This window comes from Proteiniphilum sp. LBM24028, assembly GCF_056629195.1.
Genome location: NZ_CM152817.1, coordinates 1,254,379 through 1,272,529 on the forward strand (window position 1 = coordinate 1,254,379; position 18,151 = coordinate 1,272,529).

Below are 18,151 nucleotides of genomic sequence, written 5' to 3' on the forward strand. Positions count from 1 at the left end.
ACGAATGTTATTTTAAACTGTTTTTTCAAGGCATTATGAATCATGCGGTTTTGAGTAACAATTATACCTGATTGCTGGTGCCTTTTCAGGTTTTATCCTTCGATTCAAGGTAACGAATCAGCGTTTCGCTTTTTTCTTTCTCAAATTTAAGCTGCTCAATGTTCAGTAGCAGCGTGGAGAGTTCGAAAGATTGTACAATACCTTGTTTGGCAGCGTCACTTAAAGCAACAGAGATGGTTCTGTTGCCTATAAATTCCACTCTGAGCGGATCATTCTGAAAGGTGTAGATAAACAAGGCAACTCCATTTTCGTTTGTACCCGTAAAACGGACTATCTCGTATGATTTATCCAACGTCCGGAAGCGATAATTCAAGCCATCGGAGGTGACAGCAAGTGATTCAGCAAAACTACCATCACCCGAAATAATCTTTATTTTATGGTGTTTTATGGTAGAGCCGGAAAGAATACTTTCAATGAATAGTACTCCTTTTTCCCCTACTCCCGAACGAAGTCCGTTTTGATTCAGTGATGACCTGTGCGGGTATATCTTAGGATAATATTCACCAAACTCCTGATAGCGGTCGTCTCTCACAAAATCGAATTTTGCAAGCATCCCGTTCAGCTGATCGTATTGTTCACGCAGCATTGAGTCGCAATAGATGATATTGCGTCTGTTTTCCGCCATGCGTACTTGCTGCATTAATGAAAATCCGGCTGTAATTTCATCAAATGATTTTGGAAAAAGAATTTTGATGCTATCAATCTTCAATTTGGCAAGCGTATAATTTGATTCTTTGTAGGCATCTCCTGCTTCTTTGAGATAAATTTTCGCATCCCTTTTTTTCCCGGAGCAGGAAAAAAACAGGAATGAAAGAAGAAGCAGAAACATGGAACGAACGGAAAAAAACATTGCTTAAAGAATATTGATCTTAGAAAAATAACACTATTATCAACTTTAACCCTACAAACTTACAAAATATATCGGCAAAAGGATCGTTTTAAAGCCCATTTATTGTAATTTTGTAATAAATAACAGATAAGTAACTGTAGTGAAGAAGTATATGGAGATATCTCACGAGGAGATACAATCTCATTTAAATATTCCTGTTTTAAATCTCATTTCACGGGTGGCCGATGAAAAGAAAATGCCATGCTACCTGATCGGTGGCTATGTGCGCGACTATTTTCTACGACGTCCTTCAAAGGATATTGACATAGTTGCCGTAGGGCCTGGAATCGGGCTGGCTGAGGCAGTTGCCAGGGAGTTGGGTAAAAAGACACATTTGACGGTATTTAAAAATTTTGGCACAGCACAAATAAAGTACAAAGATTTTGAAATCGAGTTTGTTGGTGCCCGTAAGGAGTCGTATAGTCACGATTCGCGTAAGCCGGTCGTGGAAGATGGAACACTGGAGGACGACCAAAAAAGGCGTGACTTCACCATCAATGCAATGGCTTTTTGTCTGAATGGTGATCATTACGGTGAGCTGCTTGATCCTTTCAATGGCATGCAGGATTTGGAGAGTCTGATCATCCGTACCCCCCTTGATCCCGATATCACCTTCAGTGACGATCCGTTGAGAATGATGCGTGCTGTTCGGTTTGCCTCGCAACTCGGCTTCGATATCCATCCCGACACATTTGATGCATTGGGAAGAAACAAGGAACGACTCCGTATTGTTTCACGGGAACGGGTGACAGACGAGCTTAACAAGATCATTCTTTCACCAAAACCATCCATTGGACTCATTATCCTCGAAAAGACTGGACTGCTGGAGCTCATCCTGCCCGAGCTGACAGCGCTGAAAGGAGCAGAGACGAAAGATGGGGTTGGACACAAGGATAATTTCTACCACACTCTTGTTGTACTGGATAATGTTGCCCGCCGTACCAACGACCTATGGCTGAGATGGTCGGCTCTGCTGCACGACATTGCCAAGCCGGTAACAAAACGATGGGACGCAAAGCTTGGATGGACTTTTTATAATCACAGTATCGTGGGCGAAAGAATGATTCCGAAAATATTTGGACGGATGAAGCTACCGCAAAACGAAAAGATGAAATACATTCAAAAGATGGTATCTCTGCATATGCGCCCCATGCAGCTGGTGGAGGAGGAGGTTACTGATTCGGCGGTACGTCGTCTGCTTTTTGATGCCGGCGATGATATTGACGATCTGATGACACTCTGTGAAGCCGATATAACCTCTAAAAATCCGGTGAAGGTAAAACGATTTATGAATAATTTCCAAATTGTACGGAAAAAATTGCTGGAGATAGAGGAGAAAGACCGGGTACGTAATTTTCAACCTCCCATTGACGGGAAGGAGATCATGGAGATATTTGCCCTTCCGCCGGGACGTGAAGTAGGGCTGCTGAAATCAGCCATAAAAGACGCTATTTTGGATGGCATTATACCCAATGAGTACGATGCTGCCCATACATTTCTTTTGGAAAAAGCAAACGAACTAAACTTAAAACCTCGCTTAGATAGTTGATTCGACCTCGCAAACTGGCGAAGCGGTTACTTTTCCTGGTGAACTTTTTAGATATTTATACGTTTACCCTACTAATTTTTTATATTTCACAAATGGTAATTGGTCCTGTATTTTGGATAGGATTTATAATTCTTATCGTAGTCTTGCTGACGTTAGACATGTTTGTTTTTCACAAAAAAGGAGAAATTGTAAATGTGAAAAAAGCATTGTGGCTCAGCTTTTTATGGATTTCTCTTGCACTTCTTTTTAATGTGTTCGTTTTTTTAATGTTCGGCAAGGAACCCGCTTTGGAGTTTTTCACCGCATATGTAATTGAGAAATCATTGAGTATTGACAATCTCTTTGTTTTCATCCTGATATTCAGTTCATTTAAGATACACCCCAGATATCAGCATGGTGTGCTTTTCTGGGGAATCCTGGGTGCGCTTATCTTCAGGGCAATCTTCATCTTTGCAGGTATTGCTCTCATAGAACGTTTTGCCTGGGTAATGTATCTTTTCGGTGGATTTCTTGTAATCACCGGGATAAAAATGGTAGTCGATCTGCTAAAGAAGAAGGAAAATGAGCAAGAAAGTGAGAGGAAGGATATGAATCAGAACTCCTTTGTAACCTTTATCCGTCGCGTGTTTCCGATGACCGACGACATGTCGGAACCTCGTTTTATTAAAAAGATTAACGGTAAACGATATGTAACACCTTTCTTTCATGCGCTGCTGGTAATAGAGATGACCGATCTTGTCTTTGCAATAGACTCTATTCCTGCCGTATTGGCTGTTTCTACCAATATGTTCATCGTATATACTTCCAATATATTTGCCATCCTCGGAATGCGTTCGCTCTACTTTGCACTGAAAGGTGTTATGGACTATTTTTACTATTTGAAATATGCACTGAGCGCCATTCTTATTTTCATTGGAGGCAAAATGACCATCAATCATTATGCGCATGAAAACGGCTCCACATTCTATATTGCCACCACTTTATCTCTCCTTATCATCCTGACGCTGATACTTATTTCCATCGTAGCATCGGTTGTTAGAAGCAAACAGCATGAGAAAAAAGAGAGCAAAGTGAAGACAGGACAATCCATAAATTAAGTTTTTTTGCCTTATTATTTGACTTAATCCCTTTTTTTCTGCGAGTTTTTTTATTACTTTGCAGTTAATTTCGGAGTAAGTGTGCGCTTGCTCAATCTTTTCCTTTCGTTATCCGAATTTGTATGTCGAACAAGAAAAAAGTTTCCGTTGCGCGGTTCTTAAATGCAAAAATAACATCCACAATCAGTATTTCACTGGTTTTGGTATTATTGGGGCTAACCATACTGATTCTCTTTATGGGAAATGGCTTGTCTCAATACATGAAGGAAAATATGAGTTTCAACATCATGCTTTCTTCCGATGTGAGTGATGCCAGGATCACTGCAATACGCAAAAATCTGGATGCCCAGCCTTTTGTGAAATCGTCTCGTTTTATCAGCAGGCAGGAAGCCAAAGACCAACTGATAAAAGACCTGGGAGAGGATCCTGAGGAGCTTTTAGGTTACAATCCGGCACAGGACTGTATAGAAATTTTTCTTCATGCCGAATATGCGAATAACGACAGTATATCGATGATTAACAGCACTATACGTCAAGACCACAATGTAACCGACATCCTTTATCAACAGGAGGCAATTGACCTGATCAACAACAACCTGTCAAAGGTGATGATGGTACTGTTGATTCTTTCTGCCATCCTGCTGTTTATCTCCTTCACCCTCATCCGCAATACCATTCGATTAAGTGTGTATTCCAAAAGATTCCTGATCCACACCATGAAACTGGTGGGTGCCACATCGGCTTTTATAAGGAAACCATTTGTGGTGAACAACATATATAGCGGTATTGTGGCCGGAATCATTGCCAACGTGATCATCTGGCTGATGATCACCTATTTCAGCAAAGGCTATGTTTCTATTGAGTCCATTGTTTCGGCGACCGACCTGGGAATTATATTCGGGATTGTCATCCTGCTAGGTGTCCTGATTACCACTTTGGCAACCACATTTGCGGTGAACAGATATCTGAAAATGCAGACCGATCAACTTTATTACATATAACACATTCAAAATAAATATGTCACGGAAAAACTTTGCCCTTAGCAAAACAAATCTGATTATTTGTGGAATTGCGGTGCTCCTGATCATTGCCGGTTTTCTGCTGATGACCGGTGCTCCCAGCTCTTTCGAGCGCGGTTTTGAGCCTGATATTTTCAGTGCCAGGAGAATAAAGACAGCACCTATGGTCGTCCTTTCCGGATTTGTGCTGATGATTGTGGGTATTCTGTATTCTTCAAAAGAAAGAAAAAAAGATGATCACGAATAACTTCTGCATCAATCTATTCAAAACAACAACTTCATGAATATCTTCGAGGCAATTGTTATTGCTATAGTTGAAGGACTGACCGAATTTTTGCCCGTATCATCCACGGGGCACATGATCATCACCCAGGCACTGCTGGGTGTTGAAAGTTCTCCCTTCGTGAAAGCATTTACTGTAATTATTCAGTTTGGAGCCATTTTATCGGTTGTTATCCTGTACTGGAAGCGCTTCTTTCGTCTTAATCAGATCACGGTTAGCGATGGGAATATAATGGCAGGCATGTCGGCGCATAAAAGAGGGCAGACGATTATAAGAAGATTCCTTTATAAATTCGATTTCTACTGGAAGCTACTTATTGCAGTCATTCCAGCCGGGGTCATCGGTATTCTTCTGGGCGATTATATAGACGCCCTGCTCGAGAATGTGACAGTGGTTGCCGTGATGCTGGTCGTGGGTGGTTTCTTTATGCTGTTTGTCGATAAATGGTTTAACAGGCCTTCTCAGGATCAGTCAATGAACTGGCAGCGCGCACTGAAGATCGGATTCTTCCAATGTATTGCCATGATCCCCGGTATCTCCCGTTCCATGGCCACCATTGTGGGAGGAATGGGCACCAGGCTTTCCAGAAAGAATGCAGCCGAATTCTCTTTCTTTCTGGCTGTGCCCACGATGGCAGCTGCAGCGGGATACAAACTGTTTCAACTGTTAAAAGACCCGGTGAGTAGCGACATGTTGAAAGACAATTTGATTTTGTTGGTCACCGGTAATGTAGTAGCCTTCATCGTGGCTATCTTCGCGATCAGATTTTTTATCGATTTTCTCACCAGATATGGTTTTAAAACATTTGGAATTTATCGGATTATTGTAGGCTCCTTGTTATTGGCGCTCATTTTCTCCGGTGCTGACTTAAGTATATAGCAAAGTATGGATTTTATAGAGGGGGAAATTTTGTATGTCGATAAACCGCTTCACTGGACGTCGTTTCGTGTTGTGCGGGTCATCCGCGCAAAGTTGTGCCAAAAGCTAAAAATAAAAAAACTGAAGGTAGGACATGCTGGTACCCTTGATCCGCTTGCAACAGGTGTAATGATCATCTGTACAGGAAAAAAAACAAAACAGATAGAAAGATTGCAGTCCGAGACAAAGGAGTATATTGCAAATATACGGCTGGGGGCGACAACACCTTCGTTTGATCTGGAGACTGAGATTGATGCCGAATATCCCACCAGCCATATAACAAGGGAACTGATAGAAGAGATTCTTTTTCAGTTCAAGGGTAAGATCGAACAAGTGCCACCCCTCTTCTCAGCCGTAAAGGTTGAAGGAAGACGAGCGTATGAGTTTGCCCGCAAAAATGAAGATATTGAACTAAAACCCAAGTTATTGGTTATAGAAGATATCAAATTGATTTATTATGATCTGCCTGATATTACACTTCGTGTGGTATGCAGCAAAGGTACCTATATAAGGGCACTTGCCAGAGATATTGGTGAAGCCCTACATTCCGGTGCCCACCTGACAGGTTTAACACGTACAAGGGTGGGGGAGATTACACTGGAGAGATGTCTGAAAATGGAGGAAATAGATAAGTTCCTGGAAGAAAATAAAATGTCTTAATCATATGAAACTTTCACAATTCAAATTTAATTTACCGGAGGAACTTATTGCGAAGTACCCCGCTATTCATCGTGATGAAGCCCGTCTTCTGGTTGTACACAGAAAAACAGGTGAATTGGAACATAAGGTGTTCAAGGATCTGCTGGAACACTTCAAGCCAAAGGATTTTTTCATCTTCAACAATACCAAGGTCTTTCCTGCACGACTTTATGGAAACAAGGAGAAAACAGGTGCCAAAATCGAGGTATTCTTGCTGAGAGAATTAAATGCAGATCAGCATCTGTGGGATGTACTGGTCAATCCTGCAAGAAAAATACGAATCGGTAATAAACTATATTTCGGAGAAAATGAGGAGCTGGTGGCGGAAGTAATTGACAATACCACATCCCGCGGACGTACGCTGCGCTTTCTTTATGATGGCCCCTATGATGAGTTTAAGAAGCAACTTTTTTCCATTGGGGAGACCCCTATACCTGAGTATCTTGAACGTGAGGCAATTCCCGAAGATGTAGATCGTTATCAGAATATCTTTGCACAGCATGAAGGGGCTGTCGTTGCACCGGCAGCAGGTTTGCATTTTAGCCGCGAGCTGATGAAAAGGATGGAGATCGGAGACATTGAGTTCGGGTTTCTCACACTGCACAATGGATTGGGTGCATACCGGATGATCGACGTTGAGGACCTTACCAAACATAAGATGGAGTCTGAACAAATGATAATCACTCCGGAATTGTGTAACAGGGTGAATCAGGCTAAGGATGAAGAACGAAATATCTGCGCTGTGGGCACTTCTGTCCTTCGTGCGGTGGAGACCACGATCAGTACAGACGGACATTTGAAACCACGGGAGGGATGGACCAATAAATTCATTTTCCCGCCTTACGATTTCACGCTTACAAATAGCCTTGTAACCAATTTTCATTTGCCCTACTCTACATTGCTGATGATGGCATGTGCATTCGGGGGCTATGAAAAAATAATGGAAACCTATGAAATTGCCATCAGGGAGAAATATCGGTTTGGAGCATATGGAGACGCAATGTTGATTGTGGATTGACAGCGTATGATGGCCTTTTCCATTATTTTGGCACTGGGCTCGAACCTGGGCGATAAACGGCAGAATATTGCCCTCGCACTTGGTAAAATTGAAGAGCGGATTGGAAGAATTACTTCCTTGTCCGCTCTTTATGATACTATTCCTGCAGGTTTTTTTTCAAAACAAAATTTTATAAACTGCGTATGCGAAGTGGATACATATTTAAATGTATATGATATATTCGCAAGTACGCAAGAGATTGAAAAAGAGATGGGTAGGACTATAAAAAGCAAAGAGGGTAAATATACAGACAGGATTATTGATATTGACCTGATCATGGCCGGCGATCTGATAATACACACGCCGGATCTCACAATCCCGCATCCGTTATTTCATACCCGTGATTTTGTACTCACACCTTTATGTGAAATTACTCCCGATAAGGTGCATCCTATTCTGGGAAAGACCATCCGCCAGCTAAAAGAGGAGTTGGACCAAAAAAGAAATTATTCACACTGACTTGCCAAAGTTCACAAAAATTTATAAACCGAAGCTGAAAAGTAAAAGGTTGACGAAAAAAATTGCATATTTGTATATTGATAATCATATTTTTTATGGCTTTAATGGGTAAAAATTACGATTATTTTTTGGGTTATGCCCTGAGTGGTGGAGGGGCAAAGGGTTTTGCCCATTTGGGTGCATTGCGTGTGCTGGACAAATGTGGATTAAAACCTGACATCATTGTCGGTACCAGTGCAGGAGCTCTGGCTGGTGTGTTTTATGCCGACGGATATCATCCCGACGAAATTGCTGAACTTTTCCGTAAACGTGAATTCAAGGAGTTTGTTGAATTTACCATTCCCAGGACCGGTTTTTTTAAGAACATGGGGTTGCACAGTTTTCTGAAAAAAAACCTTAGAGCCAAACGGTTTGAGGAATTGCAAATACCTTTTTGTGCCACAGCTACTGACTGGAACAGGGCATCCACCGTTATTTTTTCAAACGGGGATGAACTTGTGGATGCAGTAGTGGCATCCTGTTCAGTCCCTGTAGTCTTTTCCCCTCATATGATTCATAATATACCCTATGTAGACGGTGGGCTTCTGAAAAATTTCCCTGTTTCGGTGATCCGAAAACAATGTAAATATGTGATTGGTATAAATGTATCACTGATGATACCCCCAGCCGGGAAAGACAATATCAGAACCATCATGGAACGGACATTCAACCTGATGTCCAACTCAAATACCCTGTTTGACAAAGCATATTGCGACATACTCATCGAAACCAGGGGCATAGAAAAATTTTCAATGTTTGATCTACATAATCAGGAAACCATCATGGAAGCCGGTTATCATCATGCAGCCCTGAAAATGAGTGAGAAGGAATCATGGAAGATCGTTAAAAAATGCCACAGACATTACGAACTGTTAAGGAAAGTGCGGAGTCAAATCCATTATTTTAAAAGAGGTAAATCATAACATCAAAACCTTATGCGTAAAAATAAAATTATTATTTATCAATTACTGCCCAGATTATTTGGTAATAACGCTACAGGAAATAAGCAGAACGGCACCATAGAAGAGAACGGATGTGGAAAATTCAATGACATCTCCGACATTGTTTTACAAAAAATAAAAGAGAGTGGATACACCCACATATGGTACATTGGCGTTCTGGCTCACGCATCTACGACCGATTATACCCGTTTCGGAATTCCAGCCGAATACCCGGAGATTGTCAAGGGTAAGGCGGGATCGCCTTATGCCGTGCGTGATTATTATGATGTGGACCCCGATTTGTCGACAAATATTCTTCAACGTTTTCAGGAATTTGAGGATCTGATTCATCGTACCCATAAAATGGGACTGAAAGTGATAATAGACAATGTACCAAACCATGTGGCCCGCAACTACCAATCGGTCAGTAAACCGGAAGTCATTTCAGATTTAGGTGAAAATGATGATTCCTCCATTGCTTTTTCACCGCAAAACAATTTCTATTATCTTCCTGGGAATGAACTGGAGATTCAATTTTCTCCCGAAAGAATGGCGAAGGTCACCTACAAGGAATTTCCCGCGAAAGCCACCGGAAATGACTGTTTTACCCACCGGCCCACACAATATGACTGGTATGAAACGGTGAAACTCAATTACGGAGTAGATTATATGAACGGAAAAGCTTCACACTTTGACCCCGTTCCCGATACATGGATAAAAATGAAAGATATCCTTCTCTTCTGGGCTGGAAAAGAAATAGATGGTTTTCGCTGTGATATGGCAGAAATGGTTCCACTGGACTTCTGGAGATGGGCAGTTCCTCAGGTTAAAACAAAATATCCCGATATCATTTTCATTGCCGAAATATATAATCCCGGGGTGTATCGCGATTTTTTACGTGACGGCATATTTGATTATTTGTACGACAAAGTGGGCCTTTATGATGTTTTACGTGATGTGGCATGTGGCTATCGGCCTTCATCCGACATTACCTTTGCATTGAACATGGTGGGTGATATTCAGCACAAAATGCTCAATTTTCTTGAAAACCACGATGAACAACGACTTGCCTCAGATTATTTCATGAAAAGTGGAGAACAAGGTAAGGCTGCCATGATTGTTACCTGCTGCGTCAACAGAAACCCGGTCATGGTTTATGCAGGACAGGAATTTGGAGAAAAGGGAATGGACGAAGAGGGATTCAGCGGCCGAAACGGGCGTACGACAATTTTCGACTACTGGTCGGTTGACACGCTTCGCCGATGGAACAATCACGGTAAATGGAACGACCAGCTTCTGACAAAAAAGGAAGTGGATCTGCGTGATTTTTACAACCGGCTTATCAGGTTATGCAACGAAGAAAAAGCGCTTTCAGAGGGACTTTTTTACGATCTGATGAGTGCCAATTACGAAAATCGGGATTTTGACTCCATCCGCTTGTTTGCCTTTTTGAGGGGGACAAAACAGTCATTGCTGCTTGTAGTTACAAATTTCGACAAAGAAATCCAGGAATTTACAGTAAATATTCCCGCACAAGCTTTCTCCTTTTTCAACATAACAGACAACGGCGAAGGTATTTTAACTCCCCTGTTGCAAAAGAATGGCACTGAGCTTCTCTATTCACTGGAATATCCCTTCCGGATTAAGCTTGATGCATGTTCCGGTGAAATATATCGCATTTCTTTTTAAGAAAAATGGCTTTTTGCGTATAGTTTTTGTACTTTTGTGAAAAACTTTATCAACGTTTTTTCAAAATTAAAAGCATGCAGGAGAGACCTTTTAAAATCTTTTCGGGAAGTAAATCGCGTTACTTTGCCGAGAAGGTGTGTAACAGTCTGGGTTGCCCGTTGGGTAACATGATCATTGAACATTTTGCAGACGGTGAATTTGCCGTCTCTTATGAAGAATCCATTCGTGGTAAACAGGTGTTTCTTATCCAATCCACCTTTCCCAATTCGGATAACCTGATGGAGCTGTTACTGATGATTGACGCGGCAAAACGTGCTTCGGCGAAATCAATCGTGGCTGTCATTCCCTATTTCGGCTGGGCAAGACAAGACAGGAAAGATAAACCACGCGTGAGTATTGGCGCAAAACTGATTGCGGATATGCTGGCAGCCGCGGGTATCAACCGTTTAATAACCATGGATCTGCATGCAGACCAGATTCAGGGTTTCTTTAACGTTCCGGTGGATCATCTTTACGCTTCAGGGGTATTTATCGAACATATCAAACAACTCGATTTGAAAAACATGGTTATTGCCACACCCGATGTGGGTGGTACAAAAAGGGCCAGCGCTTATTCCAAATTTTTGGGTTGCCCCATGGTAATCTGTTACAAGCTTCGTAAAAAAGCGAATGAAATATCAGATATGCAAATCATTGGCGATGTAAAAGGAATGGATGTCCTGCTGATTGATGACATCGTGGATACTGCAGGCACCATCACCAAGGCTGCAGACCTGATTATGGATTATGGCGCCAACTCCGTGAGAGCAATTGCAAGCCATGCTGTGATGTCGGATCCTGCATCAACAAGAGTGGATGAGTCACATCTAAAGGAAATTATTTTTACCGACAGCATCCCATATAGCAATAAAACTGAAAAAGTGAAAATACTTTCTGTGGCCGATATGTTTGCAAATTCAATTATGAGGGTATGTAATAACGAGTCAATCAGTTCATTGTATATTGTTTGAACACCCGAAAATCTCTGTTTTCTATCTTATCCCTTTCAGTTACAACTTGAAATAGAGAGCGGATAAAAAGAAAGCAGGGATTTTTTCTACATATTTCATATTATTCCTTTCCCCGCTTCTTCAATTGATTAAAAAAAACTACATTTAACGGATTAGCAGCAATCTTTTTGTTTAATTCTAAAAAAAAAGTTATGGTTTACAAAATTGAAGAAATTGAAGGGATCGGTCCTGTTTACGGAGAAAAGTTGAGAGCAGCAGGTATTATAAATGCTGACATCCTGCTCGAAAGATGCCATAGCAAGAGCGGTCGTACGGCTGTAGCCAATGAAACGGGAATTGATGAGAAACTTATATTGAAGTGGGCCAATCATGCCGACTTGTTTCGTATCGATGGCATAGGTCCTCAGTTTGCAGAATTGCTAGAGGAAGCCGGTGTGGACACTGTGAAAGAATTGCGTACGCGAAATGCGGAAAACCTCTACGCTAAAATAGTGGAAATAAATGAAAAGAAACAACTGGTTCGTCGCCTTCCGTCTCAGGGACAGATTGTTTCAATGATTGAGAATGCAGGTAAGTCTGAGGCGAAGATGACTTATTGAATACAATATATCAATGAAAATAGGGCGAATAAAACCGTCCTGTTTTCATTTAAATCAGTGAATAATCATTTTTGATTGTTATAAGGAGCCCGGCACAGGCATCCTCAAGTAAATCGAGAACCAGCTCAAAATCGGAAGAATTCCCGTAATAAGGATCCGGTATCTCGTCATAATAACCATATTGCAGTGAGAATTCAGTCATCAGGTGAATTTTTTTTACCTGCTCAGGGTTGCTGGCTAATGCCTTCACACTTTCGTAGTTATTTTCATCCATGACGATGATGTAATCAAAATTGTCAAAATCACTCTTTTTAAATTTACGGGAACGACTGCAGAAATTATATTTTCTTTTTTCGCCATGTGCACGCATCCTTTCATCAGGCAGTTCTCCTTCATGCCAGCCCGATGTACCGGCCGAGTCGACTTCAATGATATCCTGAAGATCATTTTTCTCCACAATATTTTTCATGATTCCCTCAGCCGCCGGTGAACGGCAGATATTTCCGAGACAAACAAAAAGCAGGCTGATTTTCTTCTTATTACCTTGTGTGGATTCCATCTTTATCATCCAAGTTTTTTATAACCTTAACAATTTCTGCAAAGATAAACTATTTCTCCCTAAGTCCAAAAAATATCCGTTATAATCTTCATGATGTGAGAATTTGCCTATCTTTGCATACCACGTTTTCCCCGCAAGGAATAAACCGGAGAGTAAAAAGAGGATCATGAATATGGATAATAACTCAAACATACAGCATAGGCGGCCGATTTCGGTGGAAATGTCGGCTACTGTATCGGAGGAAAAGATGAAGCTGGAGATCAAAAAAAACAAAATCACCCGCGCACTATATGTGATAGGGGGCACCCTGTCTCTTACATTGGCCATTCTCGGTATTGTCGTTCCCGGACTTCCCGTTACACCATTGGCCCTTTTATCTGCTTTTCTATACGCGAAAAGTTCAGAAAAATTATACAACTGGCTGTTGAACAACAAGATCCTTGGACCCAAAATTAAGAATTATCAAAGACGAAAGGGGGTCACACGAAAGGGGAAAATTGGAATCATTGTATTCATGACAATTATGGTGTTATTCTCCTCGTTCATTGTCATTCAAAATATACCCATCAGAATGGCTATTCTCTCACTTGGTCTGGTTGGTTTAACGGTCGTTTGGTTTTTCGTGCCGACAGCACAGCCGGATACTGTTAGCCGAAAGAGGAAAAGAAAGATCTATCCGCGTAGATAGGCAAAATAATACTTAATCACCTTTTTCGACAGCAACTCAATATTGAGCATATCGGATGCTTTTGAAATATCTTTTACAGTACCGTTTTTGTAGAGAATATCGATGCTGTCGTCTTTTTCACTATACATATCGGTGGTTAATACATCCGACACGATGAAGTAAGCCGCTTCATGCCTACTCAGTCGATATTTTTCACTGTAACGCTTCAGCATGACTTCATGCCGTTCATGAGACGGCTCTTCCTCGGTGATTTCAATTTTAAACAGTTTTCTGTTTACCATGCTGTTACTCAATATCGACAGTACCTTGTCGGGATGATTACTCCATACTTTCAGAGATGTCCAGATATCGTTGTCGTCAAGGTTTGAAAAGTGATACAGCGCTTCTCCGTTCTGTTCGAAATCGGCAATCGCTGTTTCATTCTTCAGAAAATAGGAGAGGGAGGGTGAAGCAAACAGCTTCTCTCCATTACGAGATAGTTCTTTGGCGCGAAGTAACGTATTGATCAACATCTTTTCTGCAGCCACCGACGTCTTATGCAAATAGACTTGCCAATACATCAATCGCCGTGACATGAGAAAGTTCTCAATGGAATAGATGCCTTTCGACTCAACTACCAGTCTGTCGTCCTTCACATCGAGCATTTTTATGATGCGTGCCGATCCGATATTTCCCTCGCTTACTCCCGTGAAGAAGCTGTCACGTCTCAGGTAATCGAGTCTGTCCATGTCCAGTTGTCCGCTTACTAGCTGATGGAGAAAACGTTTGGGATGGTCGTCGGTAAATATATCAATGGCCGTCTGCAGTGTACCTTTCCAGACATCGTTTATCTGCTTCATTAATAACAACGAGATGGTTTCGTGATGAATTTGCGTCACCAGCGTATGTTCCAGTACGTGGGAGAAAGGTCCGTGCCCGATGTCGTGCATCAGAATAGCTGCCAGTGCACCGTCATATTCCGATTCAGTAATGGAGTGCCCTTTTTCTTTCAATGTTTTCAGTGCCTCATCCATCAGAAACATGGCCCCTATGGAATGATGAAAACGGGAGTGTTGGGCTCCGGGATAGACAAAAGCAGCCAGGCCCAGTTGTCTGATGCGGTTTAACCGTTGAAGATATGGGTGCTGAATTACCGCATATACAAAGTCGTTGGGTATGCTGATAAATCCGAAAACCGGGTCGTTGATGATTTTTCGTTTCATAATTTAGCGATCAGCTTTCAGAGATTTGCTTTTGACATGAAACAACTGATTGGGCAGCAGTATATAAGTAGGCGGGAGAGGAGCTAGCCTTTGGCAACAAGGTATTTTCCGAGCATTTCCTTCATTTCCTGCTGAAGCATGTGTGCTTCTTCACCGGCTGCTTTAGCGTAATCTTCATCGTGGCTTGCATAAATGATTCCCCGTGAAGAGTTGACCAGCAGGCCACATTGTCTGTTCATTCCATGGCGACATACTTCTTCCAGCGATCCTCCCTGTGCGCCCACGCCGGGTACCAACAGGAAGTGATCGGGTATAATTTTACGCACATCTTCAAACAACTGTCCCCGAGTGGCACCTACCACATACATTATCTGTTCATCGTCAGCCCATTCCCGCGAGATCCGTAATACCTTCTCAAACAAACGCTCTCCTTTTTCATCGGTCGACAGCTGAAAGTCACGGGATCCTTCGTTGCTGGTGAGTGCCAGCAAGATTACCCATCTTTCGGGATATAGCAAAAAAGGCTTTACACTGTCCGCGCCCATATAAGGAGCCACGGTAACGGCATCAAGCTTTATATGATCGAAGAAGGAACGGGCATACATTTCACTGGTATTGCCGATATCTCCACGTTTGGCATCGGCAATAATGAAATGTTGCGGGTAACGCTGGCGTATATAGGCTACCGTCTTCTCGAACGACAGCCAACCCTTCACACCCATGCTTTCGTAGAAAGCCAGATTTGGTTTGTATGCAACACAATAAGGAGCCGTAGTGTCGATGATTGCCTTGTTGAATGTATAAAGAGGATCATCGTTATCGAGCAGATGTTCGGGGATCTTTTTTATATCACTATCCAGTCCCACGCAGAGGAAGGACTGTTTTTTTTGTATTTGCTCAAAAAGTTGTTGTTTTGTCATATCTGTTTTTTATAGGTCCGCTTCTTTCATTCGTTCGGCATTTTCACTCACAATCAACTGATCGATCACCCCCTGAATGTCTCCGTCCATAAAAGCGGTAAGATTGTAGATAGTATAGTTGATCCGATGATCGGTTATGCGTCCCTGCGGATAGTTGTAGGTCCTGATCTTGGCAGATCTGTCGCCCGTAGAGACCATGGTCTTCCTGCGGGATGCGATGTCTCCCTGTCGTTTGGAAAGCTCCATGTCGTAGAGTCTGGTACGCAGCATCTGCATGGCCAACTCTCTGTTTTGTAACTGCGAACGGGCTTGCTGGCAGACTACCACAATGCCGGTGGGTTTATGTGTGAGTTGTACCTTGGTCTCGACCTTATTCACGTTCTGCCCTCCCGCACCACTCGAACGGGCTGTATGGAAGTCAATGTCGGCCGGATTAAGTTCCACATCAAATTCTTCCGCCTCAGGCAATACGGCTACCGTGGATGCCGAAGTATGCACCCGTCCTTGTGTTTCTGTCTGCGGTACCCGTTGCACGCGATGTACACCCGACTCATATTTTAACGTACCATATACATCTGTGCCATTGACCGTAAATATTATCTCCTTATATCCACCGGCAGTACCTTCCGTAAAACTAACCAGTTCGGTTTTCCATCCCTTGCCCTCGCAATAGCGTGTATACATTTTGTAAAGATCGCCCGCGAAAATGGCGGCTTCATCACCACCGGTGCCTCCACGTATTTCCATGACCACGTTTTTCGCATCTTCCGGATCTGCGGGGATAAGCAATAACTTAATCTGTTCTTCCAGCCGGGGTAATAAAGCGGTGTTGAGGGTAAGTTCTTCACTGGCGAGCTGACGGAGGTCAGAGTCAGATTCGTGATCAAGAATATTCCTGGCTTCCGTAATTCCATCAAGCGCATTTTTGTATTGATTACGTGCGTGGACAATCTTTTGTAGCTCGCTATATTCTTTGTTCAGCTTCACATAACGGTTCATATCCGCAATGACTGCCGGATCAGTGATTAATGTACCTACCTCTTCGAATCGCGAGACAAGATGTTGTAATTTATCGAGTAATGAATTTTCTGACATAAATATTAACCTGGCATTTCTCAAAGAAACTTGAAACGGCCGAATTCGCTTTCAATAATCAGTTCCCGCACATGTGATTTTTCTACGTGGCCTATGATCCTGGCGTCGACACGAAACGATTTGGAAATTTCAATCACTCGCTGCGCATCTGCTTCAGGAAGATAAAGCTCCATTCTGTGACCCATATTGAATACTTTATACATTTCCTTCCAATCGGTGCCAGATTGTTTTTGGATCAACTCGAAGAGGGGAGGGACCGGGAAAAGGTGATCCTTTACAACCTTCAAATTAACTCCGAGAAAGTGTAAAATCTTGGTTTGTGCACCTCCGGAACAGTGGATCATTCCGTGGATATTTTCTCTCAACTCACTTATTATCTGTGATATAATTGGTGCATAGGTGCGGGTGGGGGAGAGTACCAACTTTCCGGCTTCCAAGCCCAGCTCCTCAATCTCATCAGTCAGCCGCATTCCACCCGAATAAACCAGTTCGGGTGGAATGGCTGCGTCATAGCTTTCAGGATATTTTGTTGCCAGATAGTTGGCAAACACATCATGGCGTGCCGATGTGAGTCCGTTACTGCCCATTCCGCCGTTGTATTCCTTTTCGTAGCTAGCCTGTCCCGATGAAGAGAGTCCCACGATCACGTCACCCGCCTGTATGCGGGCATTATCGATCACATCAGAGCGCTTCATACGACAGGTAACCGTGCTGTCCACGATAATTGTCCGCACCAGATCGCCCACATCGGCCGTTTCCCCGCCGGTAGGATAAATATGAACGCCCAAAGAAGAGAGCTCTTCACACAACTCATTGGTGCCGTTAATGATAGCGGAAATCACTTCTCCGGGAATCAGATTTTTATTTCTACCAATGGTGGAGGAAACAAGGATATTATCGGTAGCACCTACGCAAAGCAGATCGTCTATGTTCATGATCAGCGCATCCTGGGCAATCCCTTTCCAGACGGAAAGATCTCCGGTTTCACGCCAGTAGACATATGCCAGCGACGATTTTGTACCGGCACCATCGGCGTGCATGATATTACAGTAAGCCGGATCATTTCCCAGATAGTCAGGAATAACTTTGCAGAATGCATTCGGGAATATTCCTTTGTTTATGTTCCTTATTGCGTTGTGTACATCTTCCTTCGATGCGGATACACCTCGTTGATTATATCGTTGGTTGTTCATATTGCGAATCGTTCAATATGTAAGAAAATAATATACAAAGATAGTAAATATTCACGTTCGGCTATCAGCTATCGCCTTTTTAAAAGGAAGTATGAAACATGCAGCTCTTCGGAAGATGAACCATATCGAACCATTTTTTGAAATTCTATTTGTCCTATAATTACTATTATGTTTAATTAATTATTC

At 42.4% G+C, this 18,151-nt stretch carries 19 protein-coding genes; 13 read left to right on the forward strand and 6 right to left on the reverse strand.

The window, feature by feature from the left end:
- Positions 1–85 precede the first annotated feature (85 nt).
- Entirely contained in the window at positions 86–910 is an 825-nt protein-coding gene (locus AC1HCU_RS04930) for a hypothetical protein (RefSeq protein WP_480369767.1), read from the reverse strand.
- 151 nt (positions 911–1,061) lie between these two features.
- Between AC1HCU_RS04930 and AC1HCU_RS04935 the strand changes: the two genes are divergently transcribed.
- From AC1HCU_RS04935 to AC1HCU_RS04990, 12 genes are all read left to right on the forward strand, one after another.
- Positions 1,062–2,498, forward strand: a complete 1,437-nt coding sequence (locus AC1HCU_RS04935) for a CCA tRNA nucleotidyltransferase (RefSeq protein WP_480371060.1) — start codon at positions 1,062–1,064, stop codon at positions 2,496–2,498.
- 92 nt (positions 2,499–2,590) lie between these two features.
- A complete protein-coding gene (locus AC1HCU_RS04940; RefSeq protein WP_480369769.1) occupies positions 2,591–3,595 on the forward strand; it encodes a TerC family protein in 1,005 nt (334 codons plus the stop codon).
- A 122-nt stretch (positions 3,596–3,717) separates the two neighbouring features.
- A complete protein-coding gene (locus AC1HCU_RS04945) occupies positions 3,718–4,596 on the forward strand; it encodes a cell division protein FtsX (RefSeq protein WP_286861444.1) in 879 nt (292 codons plus the stop codon).
- 16 nt (positions 4,597–4,612) lie between these two features.
- Positions 4,613–4,861: a DUF3098 domain-containing protein gene (locus tag AC1HCU_RS04950; protein WP_286861443.1), complete on the forward strand. Its 249-nt coding sequence runs from the start codon at positions 4,613–4,615 to the stop codon at positions 4,859–4,861.
- 33 nt (positions 4,862–4,894) lie between these two features.
- Positions 4,895–5,776 (forward strand): undecaprenyl-diphosphate phosphatase, encoded by an 882-nt coding sequence (locus tag AC1HCU_RS04955; RefSeq protein ID WP_480369773.1) that lies wholly within the window; start codon positions 4,895–4,897, stop codon positions 5,774–5,776.
- Positions 5,777–5,782: 6 nt separating this feature from the next.
- Positions 5,783–6,475: a tRNA pseudouridine(55) synthase TruB gene (gene truB / locus AC1HCU_RS04960; RefSeq protein WP_480369775.1), complete on the forward strand. Its 693-nt coding sequence runs from the start codon at positions 5,783–5,785 to the stop codon at positions 6,473–6,475.
- Positions 6,476–6,479: 4 nt separating this feature from the next.
- Entirely contained in the window at positions 6,480–7,532 is a 1,053-nt protein-coding gene (gene queA / locus AC1HCU_RS04965) for a tRNA preQ1(34) S-adenosylmethionine ribosyltransferase-isomerase QueA (RefSeq protein WP_480369778.1), read from the forward strand.
- Positions 7,533–7,538: 6 nt separating this feature from the next.
- Positions 7,539–8,030, forward strand: a complete 492-nt coding sequence (folK, locus tag AC1HCU_RS04970; protein ID WP_480369781.1) for a 2-amino-4-hydroxy-6-hydroxymethyldihydropteridine diphosphokinase — start codon at positions 7,539–7,541, stop codon at positions 8,028–8,030.
- 95 nt (positions 8,031–8,125) lie between these two features.
- Positions 8,126–8,992, forward strand: a complete 867-nt coding sequence (locus AC1HCU_RS04975) for a patatin-like phospholipase family protein (protein ID WP_480369783.1) — start codon at positions 8,126–8,128, stop codon at positions 8,990–8,992.
- A gap of 12 nt (positions 8,993–9,004) precedes the next feature.
- Positions 9,005–10,699 (forward strand): alpha-amylase family protein, encoded by a 1,695-nt coding sequence (locus AC1HCU_RS04980; RefSeq protein WP_480369785.1) that lies wholly within the window; start codon positions 9,005–9,007, stop codon positions 10,697–10,699.
- A 74-nt stretch (positions 10,700–10,773) separates the two neighbouring features.
- Positions 10,774–11,709 (forward strand): ribose-phosphate pyrophosphokinase, encoded by a 936-nt coding sequence (locus AC1HCU_RS04985; protein ID WP_286861020.1) that lies wholly within the window; start codon positions 10,774–10,776, stop codon positions 11,707–11,709.
- A gap of 191 nt (positions 11,710–11,900) precedes the next feature.
- Positions 11,901–12,308: a DUF4332 domain-containing protein gene (locus tag AC1HCU_RS04990; RefSeq protein ID WP_480369789.1), complete on the forward strand. Its 408-nt coding sequence runs from the start codon at positions 11,901–11,903 to the stop codon at positions 12,306–12,308.
- A gap of 49 nt (positions 12,309–12,357) precedes the next feature.
- Here the strand turns inward: AC1HCU_RS04990 and AC1HCU_RS04995 are convergent, their stop codons facing one another.
- Complete coding sequence (locus AC1HCU_RS04995) at positions 12,358–12,876, reverse strand: low molecular weight protein-tyrosine-phosphatase (RefSeq protein WP_480369792.1); 519 nt, start codon at positions 12,874–12,876, stop codon at positions 12,358–12,360.
- A gap of 163 nt (positions 12,877–13,039) precedes the next feature.
- On the opposite strand from AC1HCU_RS04995, the gene AC1HCU_RS05000 reads away from it, so the two are divergent.
- Positions 13,040–13,555, forward strand: coding sequence for a YbaN family protein (locus AC1HCU_RS05000; RefSeq protein WP_480369794.1), 516 nt, complete (start codon positions 13,040–13,042; stop codon positions 13,553–13,555).
- On the opposite strand, the gene AC1HCU_RS05005 is transcribed toward AC1HCU_RS05000, so the two are convergent.
- From AC1HCU_RS05005 to AC1HCU_RS05020, 4 genes are all read right to left on the reverse strand, one after another.
- Positions 13,540–14,757 carry an HD domain-containing protein gene (locus tag AC1HCU_RS05005; RefSeq protein ID WP_480369797.1) on the reverse strand — a complete coding sequence of 406 codons (1,218 nt, stop codon included), beginning with the start codon at positions 14,755–14,757 and terminating at the stop codon, positions 13,540–13,542. The genes AC1HCU_RS05000 and AC1HCU_RS05005 overlap by 16 nt on opposite strands.
- 83 nt (positions 14,758–14,840) lie before the next feature.
- The gene (gene pyrF, locus AC1HCU_RS05010) at positions 14,841–15,677 is read right to left on the reverse strand and encodes an orotidine-5'-phosphate decarboxylase (protein ID WP_480369799.1); all 837 of its coding nucleotides are present in this window, start codon (positions 15,675–15,677) and stop codon (positions 14,841–14,843) included.
- A 9-nt stretch (positions 15,678–15,686) separates the two neighbouring features.
- Entirely contained in the window at positions 15,687–16,772 is a 1,086-nt protein-coding gene (gene prfA / locus AC1HCU_RS05015) for a peptide chain release factor 1 (RefSeq protein ID WP_480369802.1), read from the reverse strand.
- Positions 16,773–16,792: 20 nt separating this feature from the next.
- Entirely contained in the window at positions 16,793–17,965 is a 1,173-nt protein-coding gene (locus AC1HCU_RS05020; protein ID WP_480369804.1) for an AIR synthase related protein, read from the reverse strand.
- Positions 17,966–18,151: the final 186 nt, after the last annotated feature.

What these genes read in the sequence shown, in the direction of transcription:
- AC1HCU_RS04930 (WP_480369767.1), bottom strand. Translation starts at nt 910, where the DNA reads ATGTTTTTTTCCGTTCGTTCCATGTTTCTGCTTCTTCTTTCATTCCTG.
- AC1HCU_RS04935 (WP_480371060.1), top strand. Translation starts at nt 1,062, where the DNA reads ATGGAGATATCTCACGAGGAGATACAATCTCATTTAAATATTCCTGTT.
- AC1HCU_RS04940 (WP_480369769.1), top strand. Translation starts at nt 2,591, where the DNA reads ATGGTAATTGGTCCTGTATTTTGGATAGGATTTATAATTCTTATCGTA.
- AC1HCU_RS04945 (WP_286861444.1), top strand. Translation starts at nt 3,718, where the DNA reads ATGTCGAACAAGAAAAAAGTTTCCGTTGCGCGGTTCTTAAATGCAAAA.
- AC1HCU_RS04950 (WP_286861443.1), top strand. Translation starts at nt 4,613, where the DNA reads ATGTCACGGAAAAACTTTGCCCTTAGCAAAACAAATCTGATTATTTGT.
- AC1HCU_RS04955 (WP_480369773.1), top strand. Translation starts at nt 4,895, where the DNA reads ATGAATATCTTCGAGGCAATTGTTATTGCTATAGTTGAAGGACTGACC.
- truB (WP_480369775.1), top strand. Translation starts at nt 5,783, where the DNA reads ATGGATTTTATAGAGGGGGAAATTTTGTATGTCGATAAACCGCTTCAC.
- queA (WP_480369778.1), top strand. Translation starts at nt 6,480, where the DNA reads ATGAAACTTTCACAATTCAAATTTAATTTACCGGAGGAACTTATTGCG.
- folK (WP_480369781.1), top strand. Translation starts at nt 7,539, where the DNA reads ATGATGGCCTTTTCCATTATTTTGGCACTGGGCTCGAACCTGGGCGAT.
- AC1HCU_RS04975 (WP_480369783.1), top strand. Translation starts at nt 8,126, where the DNA reads ATGGCTTTAATGGGTAAAAATTACGATTATTTTTTGGGTTATGCCCTG.
- AC1HCU_RS04980 (WP_480369785.1), top strand. Translation starts at nt 9,005, where the DNA reads ATGCGTAAAAATAAAATTATTATTTATCAATTACTGCCCAGATTATTT.
- AC1HCU_RS04985 (WP_286861020.1), top strand. Translation starts at nt 10,774, where the DNA reads ATGCAGGAGAGACCTTTTAAAATCTTTTCGGGAAGTAAATCGCGTTAC.
- AC1HCU_RS04990 (WP_480369789.1), top strand. Translation starts at nt 11,901, where the DNA reads ATGGTTTACAAAATTGAAGAAATTGAAGGGATCGGTCCTGTTTACGGA.
- AC1HCU_RS04995 (WP_480369792.1), bottom strand. Translation starts at nt 12,876, where the DNA reads ATGATAAAGATGGAATCCACACAAGGTAATAAGAAGAAAATCAGCCTG.
- AC1HCU_RS05000 (WP_480369794.1), top strand. Translation starts at nt 13,040, where the DNA reads ATGGATAATAACTCAAACATACAGCATAGGCGGCCGATTTCGGTGGAA.
- AC1HCU_RS05005 (WP_480369797.1), bottom strand. Translation starts at nt 14,757, where the DNA reads ATGAAACGAAAAATCATCAACGACCCGGTTTTCGGATTTATCAGCATA.
- pyrF (WP_480369799.1), bottom strand. Translation starts at nt 15,677, where the DNA reads ATGACAAAACAACAACTTTTTGAGCAAATACAAAAAAAACAGTCCTTC.
- prfA (WP_480369802.1), bottom strand. Translation starts at nt 16,772, where the DNA reads ATGTCAGAAAATTCATTACTCGATAAATTACAACATCTTGTCTCGCGA.
- AC1HCU_RS05020 (WP_480369804.1), bottom strand. Translation starts at nt 17,965, where the DNA reads ATGAACAACCAACGATATAATCAACGAGGTGTATCCGCATCGAAGGAA.